The organism is Bacillus sp. FSL K6-6540, assembly GCF_038007545.1.
Window position 1 is genome coordinate 743,610 of record NZ_JBBOXH010000001.1, and the last position, 22,747, is coordinate 766,356.

Annotated in this window: 25 protein-coding genes; 14 read left to right on the forward strand and 11 right to left on the reverse strand. The window is 54.1% G+C overall.

Annotation, left to right across the window (positions count from 1 at the left end; genetic code table 11):
* Positions 1–30: 30 nt before the first annotated feature.
* Both MHH82_RS03200 and MHH82_RS03205 read right to left on the reverse strand, forming a co-directional pair.
* Positions 31–606: a TetR/AcrR family transcriptional regulator gene (locus tag MHH82_RS03200; protein ID WP_340963213.1), complete on the reverse strand. Its 576-nt coding sequence runs from the start codon at positions 604–606 to the stop codon at positions 31–33.
* Positions 603–1,322 carry an MBL fold metallo-hydrolase gene (locus tag MHH82_RS03205; protein ID WP_340963216.1) on the reverse strand — a complete coding sequence of 240 codons (720 nt, stop codon included), beginning with the start codon at positions 1,320–1,322 and terminating at the stop codon, positions 603–605. The genes MHH82_RS03200 and MHH82_RS03205 overlap by 4 nt, the downstream gene beginning before the upstream one ends.
* Before the next feature lie 227 nt (positions 1,323–1,549).
* Here MHH82_RS03205 and MHH82_RS03210 point away from each other — a divergent pair, with 227 nt between their 5' ends.
* The 3 genes from MHH82_RS03210 to MHH82_RS03220 all read left to right on the forward strand — a co-directional run bounded on the left by MHH82_RS03210 (position 1,550) and on the right by MHH82_RS03220 (position 3,804).
* The gene (locus tag MHH82_RS03210; RefSeq protein ID WP_009595964.1) at positions 1,550–1,741 is read left to right on the forward strand and encodes a hypothetical protein; all 192 of its coding nucleotides are present in this window, start codon (positions 1,550–1,552) and stop codon (positions 1,739–1,741) included.
* 142 nt (positions 1,742–1,883) lie between these two features.
* Complete coding sequence (locus MHH82_RS03215; protein ID WP_012818824.1) at positions 1,884–2,414, forward strand: sigma-70 family RNA polymerase sigma factor; 531 nt, start codon at positions 1,884–1,886, stop codon at positions 2,412–2,414.
* Complete coding sequence (locus MHH82_RS03220; RefSeq protein WP_340963220.1) at positions 2,407–3,804, forward strand: DUF4179 domain-containing protein; 1,398 nt, start codon at positions 2,407–2,409, stop codon at positions 3,802–3,804. The genes MHH82_RS03215 and MHH82_RS03220 overlap by 8 nt, the downstream gene beginning before the upstream one ends.
* 2 nt (positions 3,805–3,806) lie before the next feature.
* On the opposite strand, the gene MHH82_RS03225 is transcribed toward MHH82_RS03220, so the two are convergent.
* The 4 genes from MHH82_RS03225 to MHH82_RS03240 all read right to left on the reverse strand — a co-directional run bounded on the left by MHH82_RS03225 (position 3,807) and on the right by MHH82_RS03240 (position 6,451).
* A complete protein-coding gene (locus MHH82_RS03225; protein ID WP_340963222.1) occupies positions 3,807–4,016 on the reverse strand; it encodes a hypothetical protein in 210 nt (69 codons plus the stop codon).
* A 177-nt stretch (positions 4,017–4,193) separates the two neighbouring features.
* On the reverse strand, positions 4,194–4,604 hold the full coding sequence (locus MHH82_RS03230) for a hypothetical protein (protein WP_012818827.1): 411 nt from the start codon (positions 4,602–4,604) through the stop codon (positions 4,194–4,196).
* Between the two features lie 137 nt (positions 4,605–4,741).
* Positions 4,742–5,128, reverse strand: coding sequence for a hypothetical protein (locus tag MHH82_RS03235; RefSeq protein ID WP_012818828.1), 387 nt, complete (start codon positions 5,126–5,128; stop codon positions 4,742–4,744).
* Positions 5,129–5,290: 162 nt separating this feature from the next.
* Positions 5,291–6,451: a copper amine oxidase N-terminal domain-containing protein gene (locus MHH82_RS03240; protein WP_012818829.1), complete on the reverse strand. Its 1,161-nt coding sequence runs from the start codon at positions 6,449–6,451 to the stop codon at positions 5,291–5,293.
* 237 nt (positions 6,452–6,688) lie between these two features.
* On the opposite strand from MHH82_RS03240, the gene MHH82_RS03245 reads away from it, so the two are divergent.
* Entirely contained in the window at positions 6,689–7,762 is a 1,074-nt protein-coding gene (locus tag MHH82_RS03245; RefSeq protein WP_340963227.1) for a lactonase family protein, read from the forward strand.
* A gap of 157 nt (positions 7,763–7,919) precedes the next feature.
* Here the strand turns inward: MHH82_RS03245 and sleB are convergent, their stop codons facing one another.
* A complete protein-coding gene (gene sleB, locus MHH82_RS03250) occupies positions 7,920–8,579 on the reverse strand; it encodes a spore cortex-lytic enzyme (protein WP_145039952.1) in 660 nt (219 codons plus the stop codon).
* 360 nt (positions 8,580–8,939) lie between these two features.
* Here sleB and MHH82_RS03255 point away from each other — a divergent pair, with 360 nt between their 5' ends.
* From MHH82_RS03255 to MHH82_RS03270, 4 genes are all read left to right on the forward strand, one after another.
* Positions 8,940–10,016, forward strand: coding sequence for a sulfate ABC transporter substrate-binding protein (locus tag MHH82_RS03255; protein WP_340963232.1), 1,077 nt, complete (start codon positions 8,940–8,942; stop codon positions 10,014–10,016).
* A 38-nt stretch (positions 10,017–10,054) separates the two neighbouring features.
* Positions 10,055–10,903, forward strand: a complete 849-nt coding sequence (gene cysT, locus MHH82_RS03260) for a sulfate ABC transporter permease subunit CysT (RefSeq protein ID WP_012818833.1) — start codon at positions 10,055–10,057, stop codon at positions 10,901–10,903.
* A 14-nt stretch (positions 10,904–10,917) separates the two neighbouring features.
* A complete protein-coding gene (cysW, locus tag MHH82_RS03265; RefSeq protein WP_012818834.1) occupies positions 10,918–11,784 on the forward strand; it encodes a sulfate ABC transporter permease subunit CysW in 867 nt (288 codons plus the stop codon).
* Between the two features lie 146 nt (positions 11,785–11,930).
* Positions 11,931–12,152 (forward strand): YezD family protein, encoded by a 222-nt coding sequence (locus tag MHH82_RS03270; RefSeq protein ID WP_009595967.1) that lies wholly within the window; start codon positions 11,931–11,933, stop codon positions 12,150–12,152.
* A 237-nt stretch (positions 12,153–12,389) separates the two neighbouring features.
* On the opposite strand, the gene MHH82_RS03275 is transcribed toward MHH82_RS03270, so the two are convergent.
* Positions 12,390–13,301, reverse strand: a complete 912-nt coding sequence (locus MHH82_RS03275; protein ID WP_340963238.1) for a hypothetical protein — start codon at positions 13,299–13,301, stop codon at positions 12,390–12,392.
* Between the two features lie 148 nt (positions 13,302–13,449).
* On the opposite strand from MHH82_RS03275, the gene MHH82_RS03280 reads away from it, so the two are divergent.
* On the forward strand, positions 13,450–14,433 hold the full coding sequence (locus tag MHH82_RS03280) for an alpha/beta fold hydrolase (protein WP_340963241.1): 984 nt from the start codon (positions 13,450–13,452) through the stop codon (positions 14,431–14,433).
* Positions 14,434–14,454: 21 nt separating this feature from the next.
* Positions 14,455–15,207 carry a MerR family transcriptional regulator gene (locus MHH82_RS03285; RefSeq protein WP_012818837.1) on the forward strand — a complete coding sequence of 251 codons (753 nt, stop codon included), beginning with the start codon at positions 14,455–14,457 and terminating at the stop codon, positions 15,205–15,207.
* A 381-nt stretch (positions 15,208–15,588) separates the two neighbouring features.
* On the opposite strand, the gene MHH82_RS03290 is transcribed toward MHH82_RS03285, so the two are convergent.
* Positions 15,589–16,482, reverse strand: a complete 894-nt coding sequence (locus MHH82_RS03290) for a hypothetical protein (RefSeq protein ID WP_340963244.1) — start codon at positions 16,480–16,482, stop codon at positions 15,589–15,591.
* 365 nt (positions 16,483–16,847) lie between these two features.
* Here MHH82_RS03290 and MHH82_RS03295 point away from each other — a divergent pair, with 365 nt between their 5' ends.
* Together MHH82_RS03295 and MHH82_RS03300 are read left to right on the forward strand one after the other, a co-directional pair.
* Positions 16,848–17,480: an NAD(P)-dependent oxidoreductase gene (locus MHH82_RS03295; protein WP_012818839.1), complete on the forward strand. Its 633-nt coding sequence runs from the start codon at positions 16,848–16,850 to the stop codon at positions 17,478–17,480.
* A 69-nt stretch (positions 17,481–17,549) separates the two neighbouring features.
* Complete coding sequence (locus MHH82_RS03300) at positions 17,550–19,298, forward strand: NAD(P)H-hydrate dehydratase (protein ID WP_340963246.1); 1,749 nt, start codon at positions 17,550–17,552, stop codon at positions 19,296–19,298.
* A 67-nt stretch (positions 19,299–19,365) separates the two neighbouring features.
* On the opposite strand, the gene MHH82_RS03305 is transcribed toward MHH82_RS03300, so the two are convergent.
* Positions 19,366–19,821 (reverse strand): hypothetical protein, encoded by a 456-nt coding sequence (locus MHH82_RS03305; RefSeq protein ID WP_036664614.1) that lies wholly within the window; start codon positions 19,819–19,821, stop codon positions 19,366–19,368.
* A 56-nt stretch (positions 19,822–19,877) separates the two neighbouring features.
* The gene (locus tag MHH82_RS03310) at positions 19,878–20,786 is read right to left on the reverse strand and encodes an SDR family oxidoreductase (RefSeq protein ID WP_012818842.1); all 909 of its coding nucleotides are present in this window, start codon (positions 20,784–20,786) and stop codon (positions 19,878–19,880) included.
* Between the two features lie 211 nt (positions 20,787–20,997).
* Here MHH82_RS03310 and MHH82_RS03315 point away from each other — a divergent pair, with 211 nt between their 5' ends.
* Positions 20,998–21,813, forward strand: a complete 816-nt coding sequence (locus MHH82_RS03315; protein WP_340963249.1) for a VanW family protein — start codon at positions 20,998–21,000, stop codon at positions 21,811–21,813.
* A 355-nt stretch (positions 21,814–22,168) separates the two neighbouring features.
* A complete protein-coding gene (ssuE, locus tag MHH82_RS03320) occupies positions 22,169–22,714 on the forward strand; it encodes an NADPH-dependent FMN reductase (RefSeq protein WP_012818844.1) in 546 nt (181 codons plus the stop codon).
* Positions 22,715–22,747: the final 33 nt, after the last annotated feature.

Here is a 22,747-nt window from a genome sequence, read left to right on the forward strand (position 1 = left end):
AATCAGGCAGGCGCAGGAGGTACGGCCCTTCTAGCGCCGTCCGTCTTGTAGATGGAGCCCGGTGACGAAACTCCGGATCATGAAATCCAGGCTGTCGTCAACACTCAGATCCATGGCGAATTGGCCCGCGCGTTCCAGGGAAGAGAAGCCGTGGCATAGGCTGCGAAGGGTCCGTACGGCATGCAACGCTTCCGCTTCGCTGAGCTGGTAAGGGGCCAGGATTTGAAGCAGCAGCTCGACAATCTGATTCCCTACTCGCTGCGTTTCCTGCTCTTCGGGACGGACCGGCTGCAATGCGGCTTCGTACAATCCGGGGTGTGTTCGAGCAAAGTCGACATAAGTAAGGCATACAAGGCGCAGGGCATCTTCGCCCGACCGGCCGGCGACAGCCTTCAGCAGTTGGTCATGGAGCGTCTGGAGACCATGCCGCATCAGGGCGGCATGCAGACCGGAAAGCCCGTCTACGTGGTTATACAGGGAAGGGGAGCGAACCCCCAGCTTGGCTGCAAGCGCAGCCAGGGTCACCGCGTGAAGTCCCTCCCGATCCGCTAATTCGGCAGCGGTTTGAAGCAGTTGAAGCCGATCGATGCCGGGTCGTGGACTCATCGTGCATTCCTCCTGAACGTTGATTCGGCTTCCGCAACGGCCTGCTGCATGGCACCCGCCGGATTTCTCAGCATCCGTCCATGGCCGACAGCCAGAACGGCGGGCTTGAGCGCGGTAAGCATTCCGGCGCTTTCCAAGGCCTGCTCCTTGCTCCAGGTGGCCATGGCAGGGAACGGAAACCATGGTTTCATGACGCCCGATACGGCCAATCCGCCACGCGTCTGCCAAGCATCGCCGGCGATCAGGATGCCGCTGCGCTCATCGAGAAACGCCATATGCCCCGGCGTGTGGCCTGGAGTCGCGATGACCTTGAGGGAACCAATGGAGTCCCCGTCCTCCAGAAGAACGTCCGGAACGGTGGTAATGTTCTTCGGGATATCCCCGCGTATCGGCGTTTGCGGCTCTCCGGGCTGGAGCTCGGCATTTCCTTTCAACAGCAGCGCATCGCGCCTCGAGATGCAGACCGAGGCATTCGGAAGCTCCTTCTTTAACCCGTCGAGCGCACCGACATGGTCGCCGTGGGCATGGGTCAACACGATCCGTTTAATGGGTTTTCCGATATCGGCCGCAGCCTGCAGGATTCCCTTTTGGGAAAATGACATCCCCGCATCGATGAGGGAAAACCCGTCGCTTTCTTCTACAAGGTAAACATTGATCGGAAAAAGGCGAGGAAGAAAAGAAATTTGAGTCACCTGTTCAATCGTCGTTCTTAACATAAAGCCGTACCCCTTTCGCCTAAAACTAATGTTATTAGTATAATAACTAATGATATTAGTTTTAGCAAGCCTGATTTTAACATTTTCATGAATAGAGCCTTTGAACCACTAAAATTTTTATATATTTACCAAATTTTGAGTGCAATTTTCGTCGGTTTGCGTTACCATAAAGATAGATATACGGAAAAAAATGTAGGTTGTTTAGATAAGGGTGAGGAGCGGACGATATGGATATGTTCAAACGCATCGTACTTCTGATGGTGATGTATGCCTTCTCCGCAGTTCTGTTATACGTAGCCAGCCAGCACACGCCATATCTGCTTCCTGTCATCTGGATCTCCGCTCTGATGCTGCTGTTATGCGGCATCGGTTATCTGGGATACCATTATTTCTTTAAAGGACGCAGAAGACGAAGTTAATTGGGACTGACATACAAGTCTGCCTTGCCCGGGCGGGCTTTTTTTGTGCATAAAAATAAAAAAACCGTTTGATTGGCTTCGCAGTCTTTATATAGAGTGAAGTAAACAGCGAGGCAGGTCGAACGAGGGGAAGGTATATCGGATGTTGGAAACTAAAGAGCTGGCGGCTGCGGCATGCAGGGGAGACGAGGAAGCGTTCTATGCACTCGTCACCGAGCATCGGAGGCGCCTATACGGAATTGCGTACAGTTATCTGCATAACGAGAGCGACGCTTTGGAGGCATTGCAGGAGACGGTATGCCGGGCGTGGATGAAATGCCGGAAGCTGAAGCATCCGGAGGCGTTCGTCCCTTGGCTCATTCGGATATTGATTAACTGCTGCGTGGATGAACAGAAACGGAAAAAGCGCATGCTTCCCGTAGAAGAAGTGCGCAGCCGGGAGACGGCTGCGGAGATGGTCAGCGACAGCAAGCTGGATCTGGAGCGCGCGCTGAGCCGCATGAAGCCCAAATATCGCCATGTGCTGATCTTGAAATATTACCAGGACATGACGATCAGCGATATCGCGCATATTCTCGATGTACCGGAGGGAACGGTCAAAACCCGGCTGCATCAAGGATTAAAGCTGCTTCGGCAAAAAATCGAGCCAGGAGGTGCCGTATTCCATGTTTGAGAAGGAAGAGCGGATGCTGAACGAGATGAATAGGGATGCGGGGATCTACACGGCGGTTGTGTCCGATGAAGCATTGGATGCGGCCGTTCGAAGCGGAATGCGGAGAGGACGGCGCATGCAGCGGAGCCGGAAGCGGATGGCTGCCTTTTCTGCCGTGATCGCCACCGTAGCTGCCGCACTGCTGTTCGTGGTATGGGGCGGAGATGGAGGCATCGTGGAGCCGAAGGAGCAAATGGCGGCGCAAGGGCCGTACCCGCCATTGACCGGGTTTGATCTCGGAGAAGATATTACGCTGAATACGGCTAACCAACACGGCATGATCCAGCCGGTGAATCAATCGGTGACCCGGGGGGATTATACGGTAACGCTGAACGGGATACTTGTCGGCTCCCAGCAGATGGAGGTGTTTTATACGATCCAAAACGATGCGGAGTATCACGCGGACCTAAAGCGGGTCGAGATGAAACGTAAGGGCTCCAGCCAGTCGCTGCCATACAGCATCGGGTCGTCGGGTGGAACCCAGATTAAGCCCGGCCAAACATTCCGTTCCCGATCGGACATTCATATGGGCGAGAACCAATCCGTGCCCAAAGAAATGACGTTATCTTTTAGCATCGCCCCCTATTCAACGAATACGGTGCATCAATCCTCGGCAGAGGGCGAGCAGGTTCTCGATATCGACGTATCCGTTGATATGGAGACCGTCCAAAAGTTTACCCGCACGATTCCGCTCAACAAAATGCTGCAGATTGAGAGTCAAAGGTTCTATTTGAAGGAAGCCGTGTTATCCCCTGCCGGCATCGTCTTGAAAGCGAACATCCCTTCGACCAATACGATGAAGGTATCCGGTTTATGGGACGTGTATTTGGAAACTGTGGTTAACGGCGAGCAGATCCGATTGAACAGCGATTCCGCATTTTTGCCTGGTGCGGGAGGAGGGGACATGACGTACTTCTTCGACAGCAATATATTGGAGAATCCGGATTCGATCACGCTGAAAGCGAGCGGATTCCAAGCGGTGGACCCCTCCGAGATGAAACTGGTGATCGATACGGATAAGAAGGAGATTCTCCGTGCACCGGACGGCGATCTTCGGTTCGGAGCATACACGGGACATACGCTGACAGTGGAATACGAGGAGCGGGCTGACCGGCATATGGGCAGCGTATCGATTGAGCCGGAGTTCGTGGACGGGGAAGGGAACAAGCATACGATCAACGAGGACGCAGGGGGACTCAGTTCCTCGTCCCGATCTTCTACGGATACCGGAATAAGCCTCATCACGCAGTATATCCACCTTAAACCCGGGGATTACCCGCAGCCGCTCACGTTTACGTTAAGCAGCTACCCTGGCGTTATGGAGCATGCATTCGAGGTACCGATTCGATGAGATTAGAGATGCTGAAAGCTCATCAGAATGACCAATGCGCCGAACGCCAAGGTTACTGTACCCATAAGTTTTAAGTACCATATTCTCAGATCGCTGGGTTCCGTTTCATCTCTCGTTCTTCTGAACCACCAAGAGTACGGGTTGCGGATGGCATATAGGCCGATCCCGATGAGTGCCAGACCCATGAGCAGCACAGAAATGAAATCGAACATTTGATCAGCCCCTCTCTTAAGAGTTACTACGAATGGATTAAGCAGTAAGTTCCGTTACATGAAAAATAGGATGGTCCGAAATTTAGGACACGAAAAAGGAACCGTCCCCGACCATGAAGGCCGGAGGACGGTTCCTTTTTCTCTTTTATATAAATCCTGGATCATGGGTCGATGCCGCTATTCCCTGCGCTCGGTAGGGGAGCTTCCTGCCGGTCCTTTAGCATCCAGCAGCTCGATCAGAGCTTTGGGCACGCCGTTGAGGATCAGCCATTGGCGAAGCGTTTCGATGGCACGGATATGGCCGTTGCCTTCATCCCGCCAGGTCAGCAGCTCGACGACCTTAATGACGAGGAGCATCAGCTCCATTTTGTCATGCTCGGTTTGGTCTGCGCGGACTTTTTGGAATACGGCTTCTTTCTCCCAATCAAGCAATATCTCTTCCCCGATGGTCGGTCGCATGAGTGAATAGCTGTAATCGCACTGCGGGCAGTGAACCGTGGTGAACTGTTCGGATGTGAACGTAACCCCGATTTCCGTTTGACACTGGCGGCAGTGGAATTGGACTTGAATTGCCGAGTTCGTTTCCATGTCTATGTTGCCTCCTTCAAAGAGAAAGGTATCTACTTTTACCCAATAGTCGGTAACTGTGACCCATCTTCCCTTAAGGAGCAGTTTGAAACATGAAAAAGAATCGTCCTCAATAGGCGATTCTTTAAGGAAAAAAGTCAGCGTTTCCTTCTACTCTGCGAGCTCTTCACATGGGTGAACACATTATAGAGGAAAGCGAGAACGCCCAGCGTTACCAGAACGCCTCCCACGGCAATGACCGGCTCTACCGATTCGATGCCGCTCATCAGCAGGGCAAGACCGATCATCATGACGGGAAGACCGATATTGTGCAGCCAGAAATGCACTTTGCCGGCAGTGGACTCCCCGGCAGCCGGGAACAGAACATAAATAACGCCTGCAAGAGCCAGGGACGCCCAGCCCAGAAGGTTGACGTGTGCGTGAACCGAGGCGTAATCGTAGCTGTGGGTGATCGACATGTACATGCCGAGCAGCACCCCGAGCACAAAGTAAACAGCAGCGATTTTGATTAATTTAATCCCCATAAAACCCCTCCTTTATGGATTACTATTATGATATATGTCACCTGGGGCGAAGTAGACCTAGACGGAGGAGGATTTAATTAAAGAAGATGCAAAAAAAGAAACCGCGAATTTCCCTTGCCGGGAATTCACGGTTATTTCGTAAGCTTTCATGATATCCGCAATCTATTCAAGCTCCAGCACGTCATAGATCAGCCATTTGCCTTCGGTTTTCTTGAGCCAATAGAGCGACGTCGAATAAATCGTTTCGCCGTCCGCATCATCGCTTTCTTCGGCATAAACGACGGCGTCTTCACCTTGGAAGAAGACCGTCCGGAGCTCCTCCGATTTGAGGTTGAAATTCACCTCATCGAAGATGCCTTCCTCAATGCTGGTTTGGAACATCTCGTGGAAGACCGAGTCCGGGTGAATGACGGACATGAGCAGCGGGCCATTCTCCTCATTGAAGCCCTTGTACTGAATGTCGATAGACTCCAGGATGGCTTTCAGCTCCGCTTCCGGCACTACGGGACGAGCTTCAAGCAGTTTGTCTCCGAGGAAATATTCTGTCTCGTACAGGTTCAAATCATAGATTTTCCATGCGCCCGACGCATCCTTCTTCAGGAGATTCTCGTAATGGAGCGTAACATCCCATGCAAACGGCCCGCCGATGCGGTCTAGGCTCACACTGGTGTAGGCGTGGATCGACGTTCCGGCTACCGCTACATCCCATACGTCCGCGGATACATGTTTATCGTTCTTGAATTGATCCTGATAGTTTTGCTTAACCTCCGCAAGAACGGGAGATTCGGGGTGGAATACGCTCATAACTTCGTCCAGTTTCTTGGCGCTTCCAGCCTCTTCAATGATATGGTAAAGCTTCTTCACCTCGTCTTCGGCTTTGGCGGTCGCACCCTCGCGGTCAATCTTGACGGTACGCGCCTTGGAATCCCACTTTACCGGGAGTCCAGTGGCTTCAGCCACAAAACGAAGGGGAACCAGCGTATTGCCGCCTTGAGTGAAAGGAGCGATCTGCAGCGTGGTTTTTGCGCCATTGACATAGGCGGTCTTCTGCCCGATCGTCATCTGCAGCTTCTGATCGAGATATGTACCCGTCACCTGCTTGTTCGCGCCGTTCCAATGGACCTTATAATCCAGGGCTTGGAACAAAGGGCGGAATTGAACGAAAGTGACTCCGTTCTTCATGATCGGCGCCGCCGCAAATTGAATTTCCTGGTTATCGAGATAGACCCGGATTTTCCCTTGATCCTTTGCCGGAGCGGCTTGGGCCGCGCTTGCGAACAAGAACAAGAAAGCGATAGCCAGTAGGCTGATTTTTTTCTTCAATGTGCTGTCATCTCCTTCAACGAATGATAGAATAGAGAGGTAATTGTGGTAATCGTACATGATAAAACCAATGGTAGCAATACATTTCTTTGCGTGCAGTAATTGGTAGAGACAGCGCGGTGACGGCTTGCCGGAACGACTTGAAAAAAGGCGGTAGGCATGGGGCTCCGATGGGTAATACATAGTAAGAATCAGGCCGGGCCACCGGATCATTCATCAGACAAAGGAGTGGATCACATGACAGCAGGACAGGAACTGATATTTTACATAGGAACCTATGGTTCGGAAGAAGAGAATCGCATTCATTGGGGGGCGATGGATCGGGCTACCGGCGAGCTGCGCCTGTTAGGCGGCACGGCAGGCATCGAGAACCCGACCTATCTGGATTTCGATGACTCGATTTCCGTATTGTATGCAGCGAGCGAGAAGGGCGAAAGCGATGTGTCGGCTTATTCGGCCAATCTGGTCACCGGCGAATTGACGCTGCTGAATGTTCAGTCTACCGGCTCGTCCGGCGCGTGTCATGTATCCCGCACAACGGACGGGAAGCATCTGCTTACGACAGGGTACGGCGATGGACAGATTTCGGTGCTGGCATTGGAGCAGGACGGACGGGTCGGCGAGCTGGCCTCCAAGATCAAGCACAGCGGACGCGGCCTTCGCGATGACCGACAATCGGAGGCGCATCCCCATTCGATATTCCAAGACCCGGTCAACAAGTATATCCTGGTCAGTGACCTGGGGATGGATGACGTGATTGTGTACCGGCTGGAAGACGGAAAGCTGGTGACCCACCGCGAGATCAGCCTGCCGCCAGGCTCCGGCCCGAGGCATGTGGCTTTTCATCCGTCTGGCAAGTGGGTATACGGCACGAACGAGCTGAACAGCACGGTAACGGCATACGCGAACGACGCAACGTTCGGGGATCTGAAAATATTGCAGCATATCTCGACCTTGCCGGAGGACGTCGTGATGGATAGCAATACATCGGCCCAACTGCTGGTATCTCCTTGCGGCCGTTACCTGTATGCCTCAAATCGGGGACATGACAGCATCGTCCAATATGTAATCGACCAGGAAGCCGGTATGCTCCGTGCCGTCAACTGGGTGTCTTCCGGCGGCAAAACGCCGCGCCACTTCAATATACTGCCGGATGGCTTCCTGCTTACGGCGAATCAGGATAACGGATTGATCGCAAGCTTCCGGATCGACCCGGATACGGGGAATCTGGTCTCTACGGGCTATACGTTGGAAGTCACGCGCCCGGTGTGCATTTGTCCCGTGGAGAAGGCAAAAGCAAACAAACGTTAACTTATATGAAAGAAGAAGCAGCTTGAAGACCCGGGAAGGGAATCAAGCTGCTTCTTTTATGCGTCTCTCCTTGCCCGCAGCCGACGGACAAGGAACAAGGCGTCGAAAATTCTGTCTTCGTGTGTTTCAGCTAATGAAAGATTAACTGAATGAATCCTTAATGAGCAAAAATATGATTGCCGATCTGCAGCACTTGCGGCCTGGACCAGATCCAGTCGCTGGTCGCGGTTTTAGGATTGAAATAATACAGGGATTCGTAAGTCGGATCCCAGCCGCGAACGGCATCCAATGCGGCAAGATAGGCGGAACGGTTCGGCGTCAGCCAGTATTGTCCGTCATCCACGGCCGTAAAAGCCCCTTTTTGAAAGACGACGCCCCGAATGTCATTCGGAAATTCGCTGGATTGAATGCGGTTCATGACAACGGCCCCGACCGCAACCTGCCCTTTGTACGGCTCACCGCGGGCTTCGCTGTAAATGACTTTGGCCATGACGTCCATTTCGGATTGATTCAACGTATATTTTTTCAGCTGTCTCCAGGTTTGCGCACCGGTAATTCCATCGGCTGGCACGCCGTATTCTTTTTGAAAACGGCTAACGGCTGCTTTCGTGTTTGCGCCATATTTGCCATCCAGCGGCTGCGTGTAGAAGTCCAGCGTTTTCAGGCGATATTGAAGGTCCCAGACATCCCCGTTTTCACTGCCGGGCTTTAACAGCGGAGCGGCCTCCGTCGTTTGGGCGAATGTCGGCAGGATCAGAAGAACACTAAGGAAAAAAGCAGATAGGATTTTCCGTATTGGCTTTCTTATCGTGATCAACTCCTTTGGGGTAGAATTATAAGGTTGGAAACGGGTTCATACAACCATCAGTAAATGGAAATCGCGCCGTGACTGCGTTTGTTGTACCAAAAATGGTTCTATGGTCCGAATGGTCCTAAACTTGAAATTTTTTGAAAAAAAGGTTTGACAGCAGAAGGGGGACTTATTACAATAGCAACATAACATACTAAACAGGTAGGAATTATAATATATTGTTCTCACCGTATCGACGGAGGAACGCTCGAAGAACCAGGGCAGGCACGGTTGCAAACCGGCTTGACTCTGTTCCGATGAGCCTTCCTCCGTCTTTTTTTTGCCATGGGGCCTGTTTAGTAGAGAAGAATAGGGGGAGTGATCCATATGAAAAAGGTGTTGAAGCAAGGGGTTCTCATCGGATTAACAGTCATGCTGACGGCGGCGCTGACGGCTTGCGGCTCACAGAAAACAGAAACGGCCGCAACCGCCGGCGAAGCAACGCCTGCTTCGGGTTCAAGCAAGCCGAGCGTGGAACTGCTTAATGTTTCTTACGATCCGACCCGGGAGTTATACGATCAGTACAACAAGGCATTCGCGGCGCATTGGGAGAAGGAACAAGGCCAGAAGGTGACGTTTAAGCAATCGCACGGAGGTTCGGGCAAGCAAAGCCGTTCGGTTATCGACGGTTTGGAGGCGGATGTGGTGACACTTGCCCTCGGATACGATATCGATGCGATCCGCCAGGCCGGATTGATCAATGAAGGCTGGGAGAGCAAGTTTGAGCATAACAGCGCGCCTTACACCTCGACCATCGTTTTCCTCGTCCGCAAAGGAAACCCGAAAAGCATCCAGGATTGGCCGGATCTGATTAAGGAGGGCGTGGAGGTCATCACGCCGAACCCGCAGACCTCCGGCGGTGCACGGTGGAACTACCTGGCGGCATGGGGTTATGCACTCAAGGTTAACAACAACGACGAAGCGAAAGCACAGGAATTCGTGAAAGAGCTGTTCACCCATGTGCCGGTGCTGGACAGCGGCGCACGGGGAGCGACAACCACCTTTGTGGAACGCGGAATTGGGGACGTGCTGCTGGCTTGGGAGAATGAAGCCTATCTCTCGATTAACGAGCTGGGACCGGATAAATTCGAAATCGTGAACCCGTCCGTCAGCATTTTGGCAGAACCGCCGGTTGCCGTCGTGGATAAGAACGTTGACAAGCGCGGCACCCGGGAGGTGGCCGAAGCCTATCTGGAATACCTGTACAGCGAAGAGGGGCAGACGATTGCGGCGGAGAACTACTACCGTCCGACGCTTGCCAGCGTAGCCGACAAATACAAGGAGAAATTCCCGGCCATCGAATTGTTTACGCTCAAGGACGTGTTTGGAACATGGGAAGAGACGCAAACCAAGCATTTTAATGACGGCGGCATCTTTAATCAGATTTACGTGCCAGGCAGCTGATCGGCATAACCGCCGAAGGCAGGAAAGGATGAGTGGATATGACGGTACTCCCCGTACGGAAGCAAGGCAGAAATCATCGCAGGGTGCTCCCGGGTTTTGGAGTCGGCATGGGACTGACTGTCCTTTATATGAGTTTAGTTGTGCTCGTGCCGCTGTCGGCGCTGCTTCTTAATCAAACCGGATTGACCTGGGAGAAGTTCTGGTCGGTTGCAACCGATCCGAGGGTGCTGGCATCCTACCGGGTTAGTCTGACGACGGCGGCGTTGGCCGCATTGGCGGATACGATACTGGGGCTGCTGCTGGCCTGGGTGCTGGTGCGGTATGATTTTCCGGGCAAAAAATGGTGGGATGCCCTGATCGACCTGCCCTTCGCCCTGCCAACGGCCGTGGCGGGGGTGGCATTAACCGCGATCTATTCCGCGAATGGCTGGATCGGATCGCTGCTGGAGCCGCTTGGCATTAAGGCGGCGTTCTCTTCCTTGGGCATCACGCTGGCCCTGATGTTCATCGGCATACCGTTCGTCGTGCGGACGGTACAGCCGGTGCTGGAGGACGCGGAGCGGGACACGGAAGAGGCGGCAGCCACGCTAGGGGCAGGCCGGTGGCGCACGTTCCGCACCATCATTCTGCCGACTCTGATTCCGCCGCTGCTGACCGGGTTTGCGCTCGCTTTTGCCCGGGGGATCGGAGAATACGGCTCCGTCGTCTTCATATCGGGAAATATGCCGATGAAGACGGAGATTGCGCCGCTGTTGATCATGACGAAGCTGGAGCAGTTTGATTATGCCGGCGCTACGGCGGTTGCCTTGATTCTGCTGCTCATCTCTTTCGCGCTGCTGCTCGGAATCAATCTATTACAACACTGGACGCGGAAAACTGCGCGCTAGGGAGGGGGAACTATATGGCTGGAACCGTACCCGCTGCCGTCCCGGCAGGGAAACGAGGTACATCGCCCTCTCCGGCTGCAGCGGAGAAAACCTGGGTGAAATGGACCTTCATTAGTTTGGCTGGCCTTGTGCTTCTGTGGCTTATTGTGCTGCCGCTCGTTACGGTGCTGTCCGAAGCGCTAAAGAAGGGATGGGAGGTTTATATCGCGGCCTTGTCCGATCCCGATGCCTTGTCCGCGCTGCGGTTGACCTTACTGGTGGCGGCGATTGCGGTACCGCTGAATTCGATATTCGGCGTCATCGCGGCTTGGACCATAACGAAGTTCCGCTTTAAAGGCAAAAATCTGCTGATTACGCTGCTGGATTTACCGTTCGCGGTATCGCCGGTTATCGGAGGCCTCATCTTCGTGCTTATTTTCGGCCGTCAGGGTTGGTTTGGCCCTTGGCTCGAAAGCCATGATATCAAGATCATATTTGCCGTGCCCGGCATCGTACTGGCTACGTTATTCGTTACGTTTCCTTTTGTGGCCAAGGAGCTGATCCCGCTGATGGAGGACCAAGGGACGAAGGAAGAGGAGGCGGCTGTAACGCTCGGCGCCAAGGGCTGGCAAATCTTCTGGCGGGTCACCCTGCCCAATATCAAATGGGGACTGCTGTACGGTATCATTCTGTGCAATGCCAGGGCCATGGGCGAGTTTGGGGCCGTGTCCGTCGTATCCGGCCATATCCGCGGAGAGACCAATACGCTGCCCCTTCATGTCGAGATTTTGTACAATGAGTATCAGTTCTCGGCATCGTTCGCGGTGGCCTCCTTATTGCTGTTGTTAGCCGTGATTACGCTGCTGCTTAAAAATTGGTTTACGCGAAAAAATGCCCATTGACAGTCGTTTCCAACCCATGCTAAGGTTAATTCATACTATATAGGTTGGAAAAGAATGAATAATGATCGTTTACATTGAGAAATGCCACTTCGGCTGATGAAGATGAGTGAATAAATGAGGGCTTTGCCCGGTGAGGAGGCGTATCCATGGCTAAACCATTAAAAGTGGATGAAATGTGGCTCGAGCGCATAGCAAGCCTGCTGAACGACATGGAATTCGGTTCGCTGCAAATCGTAGTGCATGAGGGTCAAATCGTTCAGATGGAACGAACGGAGCGCAAGCGTTTCGAGAATACGGCCTCCGGAGCGGTCAAGACGTCAGGATCGTCCCGGGCATCCGGCCAGCAGCGAAGAACGAATACAAGATGACCAAGCAAAAGCTATCAAGTACCGGAAAAAGAACTTCCGCCAGATAACGTGAAGTGCTGCCTGTCCAGTCGACATGGGAAAGACACCAGGAGTGTTGGCCGATTAGACCAGGGGAACGCGCTTCGGTCATCATGCGGGAGTCCTTTTCTATTAGAGATAGAGTATAAGAATAATATAAACAGCCCGGCCGTTGAATCGGCCGGGCTGTATTTCATTGTGTTCATGCCCGCAGGCATCTTATCGCGACCGGAGCGGGCTGCTGCCGATCTCCGGCTCGCCTGCGCCTGTTGTTTCGCTTAGAAGATCGTGATCCCCAGCAGGATGAAGGAATTGTTCCATCAGCTCCGGATGGCCGGCATAGGGCCGTTCACGCCGCTTACGGGTAGCCGTTACCCGGAAACCCGCCAGATAGAGCAAGCATTGGGTAGCCAGAACGTAAGGCGAGGCTTCGCCGCCGATTAGGTTAAATAAGGCTGAAGCCACAATCAGCAGGTGGAGCACGGTATAGATCATGCCATGCGTTTTTCTTCTGGAATCCATCAACAAACGGTAGAAAGAGACCGTGGCAATGATATTGGAGAGCCATAAACACCAAACCTCGGGGCTTGCCCAGGCTGAGGATTGCCTGAGTTCCTCCGCAAGGACCGCCGTCCATAGGAGCGCGGCACCCAATGAAAGGGCAGGTACGGCAGGTTTTAAGAGCAGCCACAAGCCCATTCCCCAGCCCGGCTTCTCCAGCCGTCCGACCAGCTCATCGCGCTCCTTCATGAGTCTGTTGATCTCCCGGTCCAGCAGCTTGTGAAGCGTCGTCAATCGGGATTCATCGCGATCGCTTAGAAAGATATCCATTTGTTCGTGGAGCTCACGCGTCAACAGGTCGGCGGATTTGCATTCCTGCAGAAGCCGGATGAGCAGATCCTCGGGGACGGCCGTCCGGGTCGGTCGATGGATCAGCGTGCCGAGAAGCCCTGCCAGCCTGGTGTAGACCGTCAAGGTCTGACGAATGCGAGCGAGCGAATCCTTTCGTGCACCGAGCAGCCGGGACGCACTGTATATGTACAGGCCCGCAAATACCGCAGTGGCAAGAAGCGCGGCCACGAGCCCGTCCAGCGAGCCAAAGATATCAACCATCCATTCCGTAAGGGACAAGCGGATCCCTCCTTCAATATTCTACCTTTCACTATTGCACAAGAAGGAAGGGATTTCAAGCCGATTCGGTAACAGGCAGCTATAGAGCGCATGGGGGTTGCGTATAACGTTACGTCATAGCTTATAGTCGCCTTAGGAGGGGATTAAAGTGAAACGAAGAAAAGGATGGATTATCTTGGGTAGCATTCTCATTGCGATACTAGCTATACTGACGGTAGTAGACTTTCTATTCAGAGATGACGGGTCGTTAAGCGGTTTTGTTACAGAGGATGGGAAGAAGGAATATGCGGCGGCTTATGAGGAGGCGATGAGTCACTTGCCAGAACCGGTGGAGTCGATCAAGGTTCATACCGATTTTGGCGTGGTTCAGCTCTACAAGTTCCAGGGGAGCGATACACCGCACAAAACGCCTTTGTTGCTGCTTCCCGGAAAGGGATCTGCTACACCCATGTGGGAGGCCAATCTTAGCGGCTTTTTAGAACACCGGCCTGTATACACCGTTGATTTGATAGGAGAACCGGGTTTAAGCACAGAAACCAGACGGATTGAAACCGCTGCGGACCAAGCAGCATGGTTAGGGCAAGTATTGGATCAGCTGCCGGAATCAGAGATCCACCTATTAGGGCTGTCGTTCGGCGGGTGGAGTGCGGCGAATCTGGCGCTCAAGCATCCGGAGAAGATTCACTCGCTCTTATTGCTGGACCCTGTCTATGTGTTCGGCCCCATCCCATTGAACATGATACTGGCCTCCATTCCGGCGACGGTGCCCATGGTGCCCAAACCGATCCGGGAGAAAATGCTCAGCTATATATCCGGCGGGGCTGAAGTCGATGACAGCGATCCGACCGCCAAATTAATCGAAACCGGTATGCGGACATTCAAGAGCAAGCTGCCCATGCCGGAAGCCATCCAGCCGGAACAATTAGCTGAGCTGACGATACCGGTGCTCGGTATTTTAGCTGGACAATCGACGATGCACCATGCTGAAAAGTCGTATCAAACGGGGATGGATGCCTTGAAAGACCCTAATAGCGAGATGGTTTTATTTGAAGAGGCCTCGCATGCGATTAACGGGGAATACCCTGAAGAGTTACTGGAAACGATAGAAGCTTTTTTAGCGAAAATCGAGTAAGGGACAGGAAGGGATGGGTTCATGGGAAAAAAATATTCCGTAAAAGAAATCAGCCAATTGTCGGGAATAACACCGCGAACCATTCAGTACTACGATAATGAAGGGATTCTTAAAGCGGAGCGAGATGAGCTGGGGCATAGAGTATATTATGATAAACAGCTGTATGTACTTGAGCAGATTATGTTCTATAGAGCCATCGGTTTCTCTTTAAAAAAGATCAAAGAACAATTGATTGTGGGCACCGAGGAGCAGGATATCGAGAACATTCTAGATTACCAGGCATCGGTCCTTTATTCACAGAAAGAGAGCATCCAAGCCAAGCTTGACGGATTGCATGTGGCAAAGGAAATGATGAAAGAAGGGTACAACGTACCCTGGGAGCTGTTAGCCCTTCTTATGCGTTCGTTGAATGAGGTCGATATGTCGGCTTGGAAAGAATACGAATTTTCGGAGGAAGACGCGCGGCTGTTTCAAAAAGTATTTGACTCTGAGCAGGCGGTATTGGATTTTTACAATACGTTCAGAAAAATATCGCTGCAAGCTGCAGCTTATAAGGCCTCAAACGTCCCCATCGAGTCCCGTTTAGCCGGGGCCTTAGCCCAAGAATGGCAACAGATGGTTCAACGTGTGACCCATGGCGACGAACGGATTCATGCTGCTTTTTTAGCGGTCGATAACAATCGGGATCAATGGAACGCTGGAGAGCGTCAGCTTGTAATGGAAGCAGAACAATATTTGCAGGACGTTATAGAGCACTATGCTGATCGTAAATGAGCCGCATGCTGCCCGGGTTCGCTTCCAGTGCAGGAAGCTTGATCGTATGCTACTGTTCACATGACAGATCGGTTTTTCTCTTGGTAAACAATGTTTCCTCGAGGTAACATAAGGGGCCGAGCCGCATATAGTATATGAATAAGACATCGAAGAGAGGGAGGGGCCGGGGTGATGGAAGTGCAGGTAAAAAAAGCGCCGCTTCAACGCGCGAAAATGACGGTCGGTTATGTACTGCTTCTCATGTTGACGGTTTGAAAGCGATCAGGCCTTTTACCCAAAGGATAGGATAAGTTCCTTCATTAAACATAAAAGATGGCGCCAGAGGACACACCCTCTTGAGACGCCATCTTTTTTTAATGCCATAATGTAAGGATGGCAACGTTATCGATCGGAGTCATGAAGTTCCTTCCAGTACCTGTAGTCGTGAATGGCGAACCCGGAGAAGGAAGGGTGCTTTTCCGCCTTGGTGCATACCTTGCTCAGCTGTTCCTCCATATAGGACGTGCCTTCCTCGAAAAAGGTAATGTAAGCCCCCTCATTGCTGGACTTGGTCTCCACGGCAATCAGGGCCTCCTTGCCGAGTTCGTCGGCTTCCTTTAGCTCGGTCGCGGCGAGGTTGTATATGTTATCCGCTTGATCGCGATAGGCCATAATGACGATCTGGTCGAACTGCTTGATCATCCAGCGGCTGATCGACATCGACTGATCCGGCAGCTGGTAGGTATGCAGCCAGAAGGTCATGTCGGAGCCGATCGGCAGATTCAGCTTGTGCGCTTCATCAACCAGATAACGGACGCTCGCTTGCCACTGCTTAACGACCGAGGACTGGTTCGTTTTCCATTCGGCCAGCACATGCGGCTCGATATCGACATGGATGCCGGTGAAGCGCTCATTCGGGGCAGCGGACGCTTGATATTCGGCGGTCCATTGAATAAACGTCTCCAGCCGGTGACGTTCCGATTCCAGCGCCCAGTTCGGCGCCCCGCCGAGGACGTGGACCTCGATCCCTTGCACTCCTGCTTGGCGGATAAAGCTGCGGTAATACTCGGGACGGACGTCGCGGTTCATCTGCAGGTAGAGCACGTTCACTCCCTGGCTGCCGGCAAAGCTCAGAAAGTCATCGGCGGAGTCTTTGATTTGCGGGGTATCCCAGAACCAGGTTGCCTTCTGGCTGGGTTTCGCTTCCGCGGCATCTGGATGAAGGGACAGACTGCTTAGCAGCAGCAGGCCGCCAGCGAGACAGAGAGCCAGCAAGCGGACGTATTGTTTTTTCATAGGATGGATGTTCTCCTTTTCATTACGATTTAAACATAAGCATTAGGACAATCTTCGACAAGCGTATACCATTAGTATTGCGTTAGAAGTCATTACGCCAAATATACATTTTCATAAATGTGCACTTATGTATTCTATCGGTGAAAACAATATTGCAATTTATAGGTCTAAAGAGCTAATGTTTTGAGGAGAAATGAATAAGTGGAGTTTGAAGAGGTCTGCAAGGGGATAAGTAAATAGGAGGTGCGATCGACCAAGTACGGCTATACGCGGCACCGGGTGTTCATACTACTACTTAAGATATAAGAGAACCATTCCCCATCCTGGGTGATGTAGTATAATTTTTAAACGAAGGAGCGATGAACATGAAGGTAGCATTGATTGGAGCAAGCGGGACGATCGGGAAACGCATTACGGAAGAAGCGCTGCGCCGGGGACACGAGGTAACGGCGGTGCTGCGTAATCCGGATCGCCTTGAAGCGGAGCATGAGCGATTACAGAAAGTCAAAGCGGATGTGATGGATCCTTCGTCATTGGAAGAGGCTGTTCAGGGACACGATGCCGTGATCAGCGCTTTCGGTCCGAAGTTCGGACAAGAAGAGGAGCTTGTAGCAGCCGCGCGGACCATTGTGGAGGGAACGAGACGCGGCGGCGTAACCCGCCTGTTGATCGTTGGCGGCGCAGGCAGCCTGATCGCCGACAGCGGGGTACCGCTTATGGAAACCCCGGAATTTCCGGAAGAGATCAGACCGCTTGCCCGTGCGCATGCGGATGCTTACGATCTTTATAAGGAAAGCGATCTGGAATGGACGTACATCAGTCCGGCGGCCATCATCGAGCCGGGGAAACGTACCGGACAATTCCGGATCGGCATGGACCGCCTGGTGACGGATGAGAGCGGAAGCAGCCGGATCTCGGTTGAAGATTTTGCGGTAGCCGTGATTGATGAACTGGACGATCCGCAGTTCATTCAGTCCCGTTTTACCGTTGCTTATTAATCGACAGGCATCAAGCGAAGTCGTCAGAGCGTTTGGGTAGGATATATCGAAGCAAAGGGGAGAGCTTGGATGTATGTTGTGACGTCCGAACAGATGAGGGCACTCGATAACTACACGATTCGCCGCATCGGCATTCCGGCCATCGCGCTTATGGAAAATGCGGGTAAAGCGATTGCCGAGGAAGTCCTGAAATTATGCCTGGAGCGTCATGGCGCGAGCCAGTTACCGTCCACGGCGGCCGCTCGGACATCCGGGAGCGATCAAGCCTACTTGCCGGTCGATGACAGGTGCGACCGGCCGACTTCCTTATCGGGTTATTCGGCAGCGGCAGAGGGCCCTTTCACCGGAAATGAGCGGGTGATCGAGATGAGCCGCCCGTCGCCTGTCATCGACGGAGACGCGCGATTGCCCACCGCGCTGGCGGCGCAGGAACGCTGGCTCATTCTGGTGGGCAAAGGCAATAACGGCGGCGACGGCGTGGTCGCCGCACGGCATTTGCGTGACGCCGGCATAAGCGTCACGCTGCTCTACGCCGCCGAGCCGTCCGCGCTGGCCGGCGAGGCGGCGGTGCAGCGGGATGCCGCGGCAGCGCTCGGCATCCCGGCTCTGGTCCACGGCCGTGCCGCCGTGGACTACGGCGCGTACACCGGCATCGTGGACGCGCTGCTCGGGACGGGCGCGACGGGCGCGCCCCGCGGCGCTTACGCCGCGCTGATCCAGGCCGCGAACGACAGCGGCCTGCCGATTGTGTCCGCCGATATTCCGAGCGGACTGGACGCCGATACCGGCGCGCGGCACGAGCCGTGCATTTCGGCCGCGGTGACGGTATGCCTCGCCTTCCTGAAGCGAGGCTTGGTGCAGTACCCCGGCGCCGGGGCGGCGGGCCGGGTGGTGGTCCGCTCCATCGGCATTCCGGCATCGCTGTGCCGGGAGCAGGGCGTCAGCACGCATCTGCTCACCCCGCATGTCCTTCGGACGGAGCTGGGCGCCGATGTGTCGCGCCTCCGCGCGCCGGACGGACATAAGGGCACCTACGGCCACGTCCTGACCGTGGGGGGCAGCCGCACGATGAGCGGTGCAGGCCTGCTCGCTTCCCGAGCGGCGCTCCGCGCAGGCTGCGGCCTGGTAACCTGGGCGCTCCCTGCCAGTCTGGTGCTGCCGCTGAGCGGAGCCGCGCCCGAAGTGATGCTCGCCCCTGCGACAGAGGAGGAGAGCGGCGGCTACTGGAATGAGGCCTCCGCGGAGCAGGTCCTGGCCCTCGCCAAGTCCCGCGATGTGCTGGCCGTAGGTCCGGGGCTTGGCCGCTTTGAAGGAGACGCCAGGTGGCTCCGCCGGCTGTGGGAAGAATGGGAAGGGCCGCTGGTGGTGGATGCCGACGCGCTGAATATGCTGTCTGCGGCTGGCGATTTCAGCGCCTGGAAGCCGCGTGCCGCGGCCACGGTGCTGACCCCGCATCCCGGGGAGATGTCCCGGCTGCTGGGCATTCCTACTGCCGAGCTGCAGCGGGACCGGATCGGTGCCGCCGCAGGGTTCGCGACCGGGCACGGGGTTACCCTCGTGCTCAAGGGGGCGCATACCGTCGTGGCTTCGCCGGACGGACAAATCTACATCAATACGACCGGCACCTCCGGCATGGCGACCGGAGGCACCGGAGACGTGCTGACCGGCATCGTTGCCGGCCTGCTGGCGCAAGGGCATGCCGGTCCGTCTGCAGCCGCGCTTGGCGTGTGGCTGCACGGCCGTGCCGGCGAGCGGGCCGCGCGGCATCGGGGGCATCCCGCCTCGGTCATCGCCGGGGATGTCATCGAAGCGCTTTGAAACAACGAGCCAAGGGCCCTCATCAGAGGGCCCTTTTTCCATGGGAAAGAGGCTATAGGCTCTTGAATCAGATCAACCAGCACAGCAAGGGAACGGCCAGGGCAAAGAACGGGGTGGCCAGCGAATTGCTGGAGAATGCATGCTTTCCCCACAAGAACAGAAGCAGCGTCAGGGTTCCGGCAGCGGCACGGAGCCAGAGCTGCTCCGGATGACCGCCCGTGAACAAGGCGAAGAACAGAAAACCGACCGCTCCATACACAGCAGCCTGTTTCCCCTTATGCAGCGAAGGCAGGAACGCGAGTATGGCATCGGCCGCGAGAGAGGCCGTCAGCGCGTAACCGTACACCCAGTGTTCTTGCGGCATGTAAAGGCCTAACCACTCCGAGGCCTGATCCGCGCCGGACGGCCACGCCCAATCCAGCAGACTCAGCAGCAGCACGACGATACCGGCGCTAGCCAGCTTGTTTAATGCATAAAACCCCATGTCCATCCGGGCGGACCGTTTGGGAATTCCGGTGTTCATTGTACACATCCTCTGCACGTTATTCGTGGAATCCTCGGATGCTTGCGGCATCCATGCTAGCTGGTTACCATCTGCCCTCCGTTGACGTGAATAGCCTGACCCGTGACAAAAGAAGAAGTGATGGACGATGCCAGGTAAACATAAGCGGGTGCCAGCTCATAAGGCTGTGCGGCTCGCTTCATCGGCGAATTCGTTCCGAATACGGCAACCTCATCGGCGGAGAAGCTGGAAGGGATGAGCGGCGTCCAGACCGAGCCTGGCGCGACGGAGTTGACGCGGATGCCCTGATCGACCAGCGAAAGGGCCAGGGATCGGGTAAGGGAAACGATGGCGCCTTTGGTTGAGGAATAGTCGATGAGTTCCTTTAAACCGTCATAGGCCGTAATAGAGGCCGTGTTGATGATCGATGCCCCTGCTTTCATATGGGGCAGCGCAGCCTGGATCATGAAGAAGAACGGAAAGATATTCGTCTGATAGGTGTGATGCAGCTGTTCTTCCGTAATGTCCAGAATGCTGCGCTGCACATACTGGACGGCATGGTTGTTCACGAGAACATCCACTCTGCCGAAGCAGGCGATCGTCTCGTTAACCACGGCTTCGCAGTTTTTTTTGTAGCGCAGATCGATCTTCATTAAGAGGCATCGTCTGCCGAGTGATTCAATCCGCTGCTTCGTCACTTCCGCATCCGAAGTCTCATATAAGTATGGGATGACCAGATCGGCACCTTCCTTGGCGAAGGCAATGGCGGCCGCTTTGCCGATACCGCTGTCCCCCCCGGTCACAATGGCGATTTTGCCATCCAGTTTACCGCTGCCCCGGTAGGCGGGATCTTCGCTGATCGGACGCGGTGACATTAGGCTTTCAAGGCCCGGCTGGCAGTTTTGATGCTGGGGAGGGAAAGCGATGGGCTGCTCTTTGCATTCGGTTTTGGAGCCTACGTATGGAATGGGCTGTTGGGGATTCATTTCATTCCTCCTTTGGTATACGGGATGTTATTCATGGAACGTCGATGCTTTATCTCTATGCATTCGCCCAGTCCAGGGTGCCGGTTGTGAACAGAATAGGTGAAAGGTCGTGCGCAAATGCGCGGGTTACGGATTTTTAACGATGTCCTTTGGGCTATTGTGGTAAAATATTTCCAATTACATCAATACGGCCAAGGGGGAACGGTCACGGATGAAACCCGTCAAGCGTTCAAAATTCCGCCTGTGGGCAGGCAAGCAGTATTTTACGTACCGGCGTTATTGGGAATGGATGAAGAAGGGAGGCGGCATCGCCCGTACGCAAAGTCCTGAGCCGCTGCGATATTCGGTGTTCACACACCAAACCCCGCTGAAACGCCAGCTCAAGGACGTTGATATGTGGTATCAGCATCATAAGGTGATCAACCTGCGTCTGGCCGTGCGCCATCTGGATGGATTGCTGGTTCGTCCGGGAGAGACGCTGTCCTATTGGAGGAGCATTGGACGCCCGACCCGCAGGAAAGGGTATGTCGACGGCATGGTCCTGTTCTATGGAGGCTTTAAGGCCGGCGTGGGTGGAGGGCTGTGCCAGCTGTCCAACCTCATATACTGGATGACGCTGCACACCCCTCTGGAAGTGAAAGAACGGCATCGGCACAGCTATGACGTATTTCCGGATGCGAACCGAACCCAGCCGTTCGGGAGCGGCGCTACGTGCGCCTATAATTATTTGGACCTTCAGATTTATAATCCGACGAACGATACATACCAGCTGTCGGTATATGTATCAGAGGAGGATTTGATCGGGGAATGGCGATCCAGCGCCGCTCCGCTGCATCGCTATGAAGTATATGAGCGGGACCATCGCATTACCCAGGAAGTTTGGGGAGGATATGCGAGGCATAACGTCATTGGCCGCAAAGTGTTCAACAGGGAAGGCGAACGGATTCGGGATGAGTGGATTACCGAGAACCATGCGCTTATGATGTACTCGCCGCTGCTTGCCGAGAGAGGAAGCGAGATGTCCTGATCTAGGGAGGGGCTAGGTGTCGATCTAAAACCTTGTTCGCTTGGGGGACCTGGTTCGTGATCGGTTATATGATGCGAGCAATAAGGAAACGTCGGTTTGACGCGTCTGCCGCATTGACAAAAGCGCGGACACATTGATACGATGATACTAATTCTGACAAGTTTGCTCTGATTTATGCTGGTTGACGTCGGATGTTAGAGCGACTACTGACCGGAAGACTTTGCCGTATCCTGTAAAGTCTTTTTTTCTGAGATACAGGCTATGGCGGTCTGACTCTATATCGAGAGGACCCTACATAGCGATCTGACGCATGCATGAAATGGTGACATTATAAGATAAGCTGAGGTGAATGATTATGGCGAAAGCTGTTATTATTAATGGGAGCCCTACAGCCGGATCCCGATTGAATGCGGTTATGGATTTTGCGGAGCAGGCACTAGCTGCGGCCAATTTCGAGGTGAGCCGGATCGACGTGGCCGGGCTGCCCCCTGAGGATTTGATTCATACGAAGTTTGAGAGCGAACATATCGTCAAAGCCAACGGGCTTGTGGCTGAGGCCGATGCCGTGATTGTGGCAAGTCCGGTTTATAAAGCTTCGTTTACCGGCGTGCTTAAGACGTTTTTAGACCTGATTCCGCAAAAAGGCTTGGCTGGCAAAATCGTGCTTCCGATGTTCATTGGCGGCAGTCTCGCGCATTTGCTGGCGATTGATTATTCGCTCAAGCCCGTGCTGTCCTCGATCGGAGCCCGCCATATTCTGGGCGGCGTGTACGCCGTGGATGCCCAGGTGGCGCGTACCGAGGATGGCGGGTTTGACGTAGCGGAAGTGCTTCAGGAGCGTTTGGCCTCCGCGATGGAGGAATTGATTGAAGAAACCCGTTACCGGACAGAACGCGCATAGGGATAGCGTGAGTGACGGCAGGGGTGTTCTAGC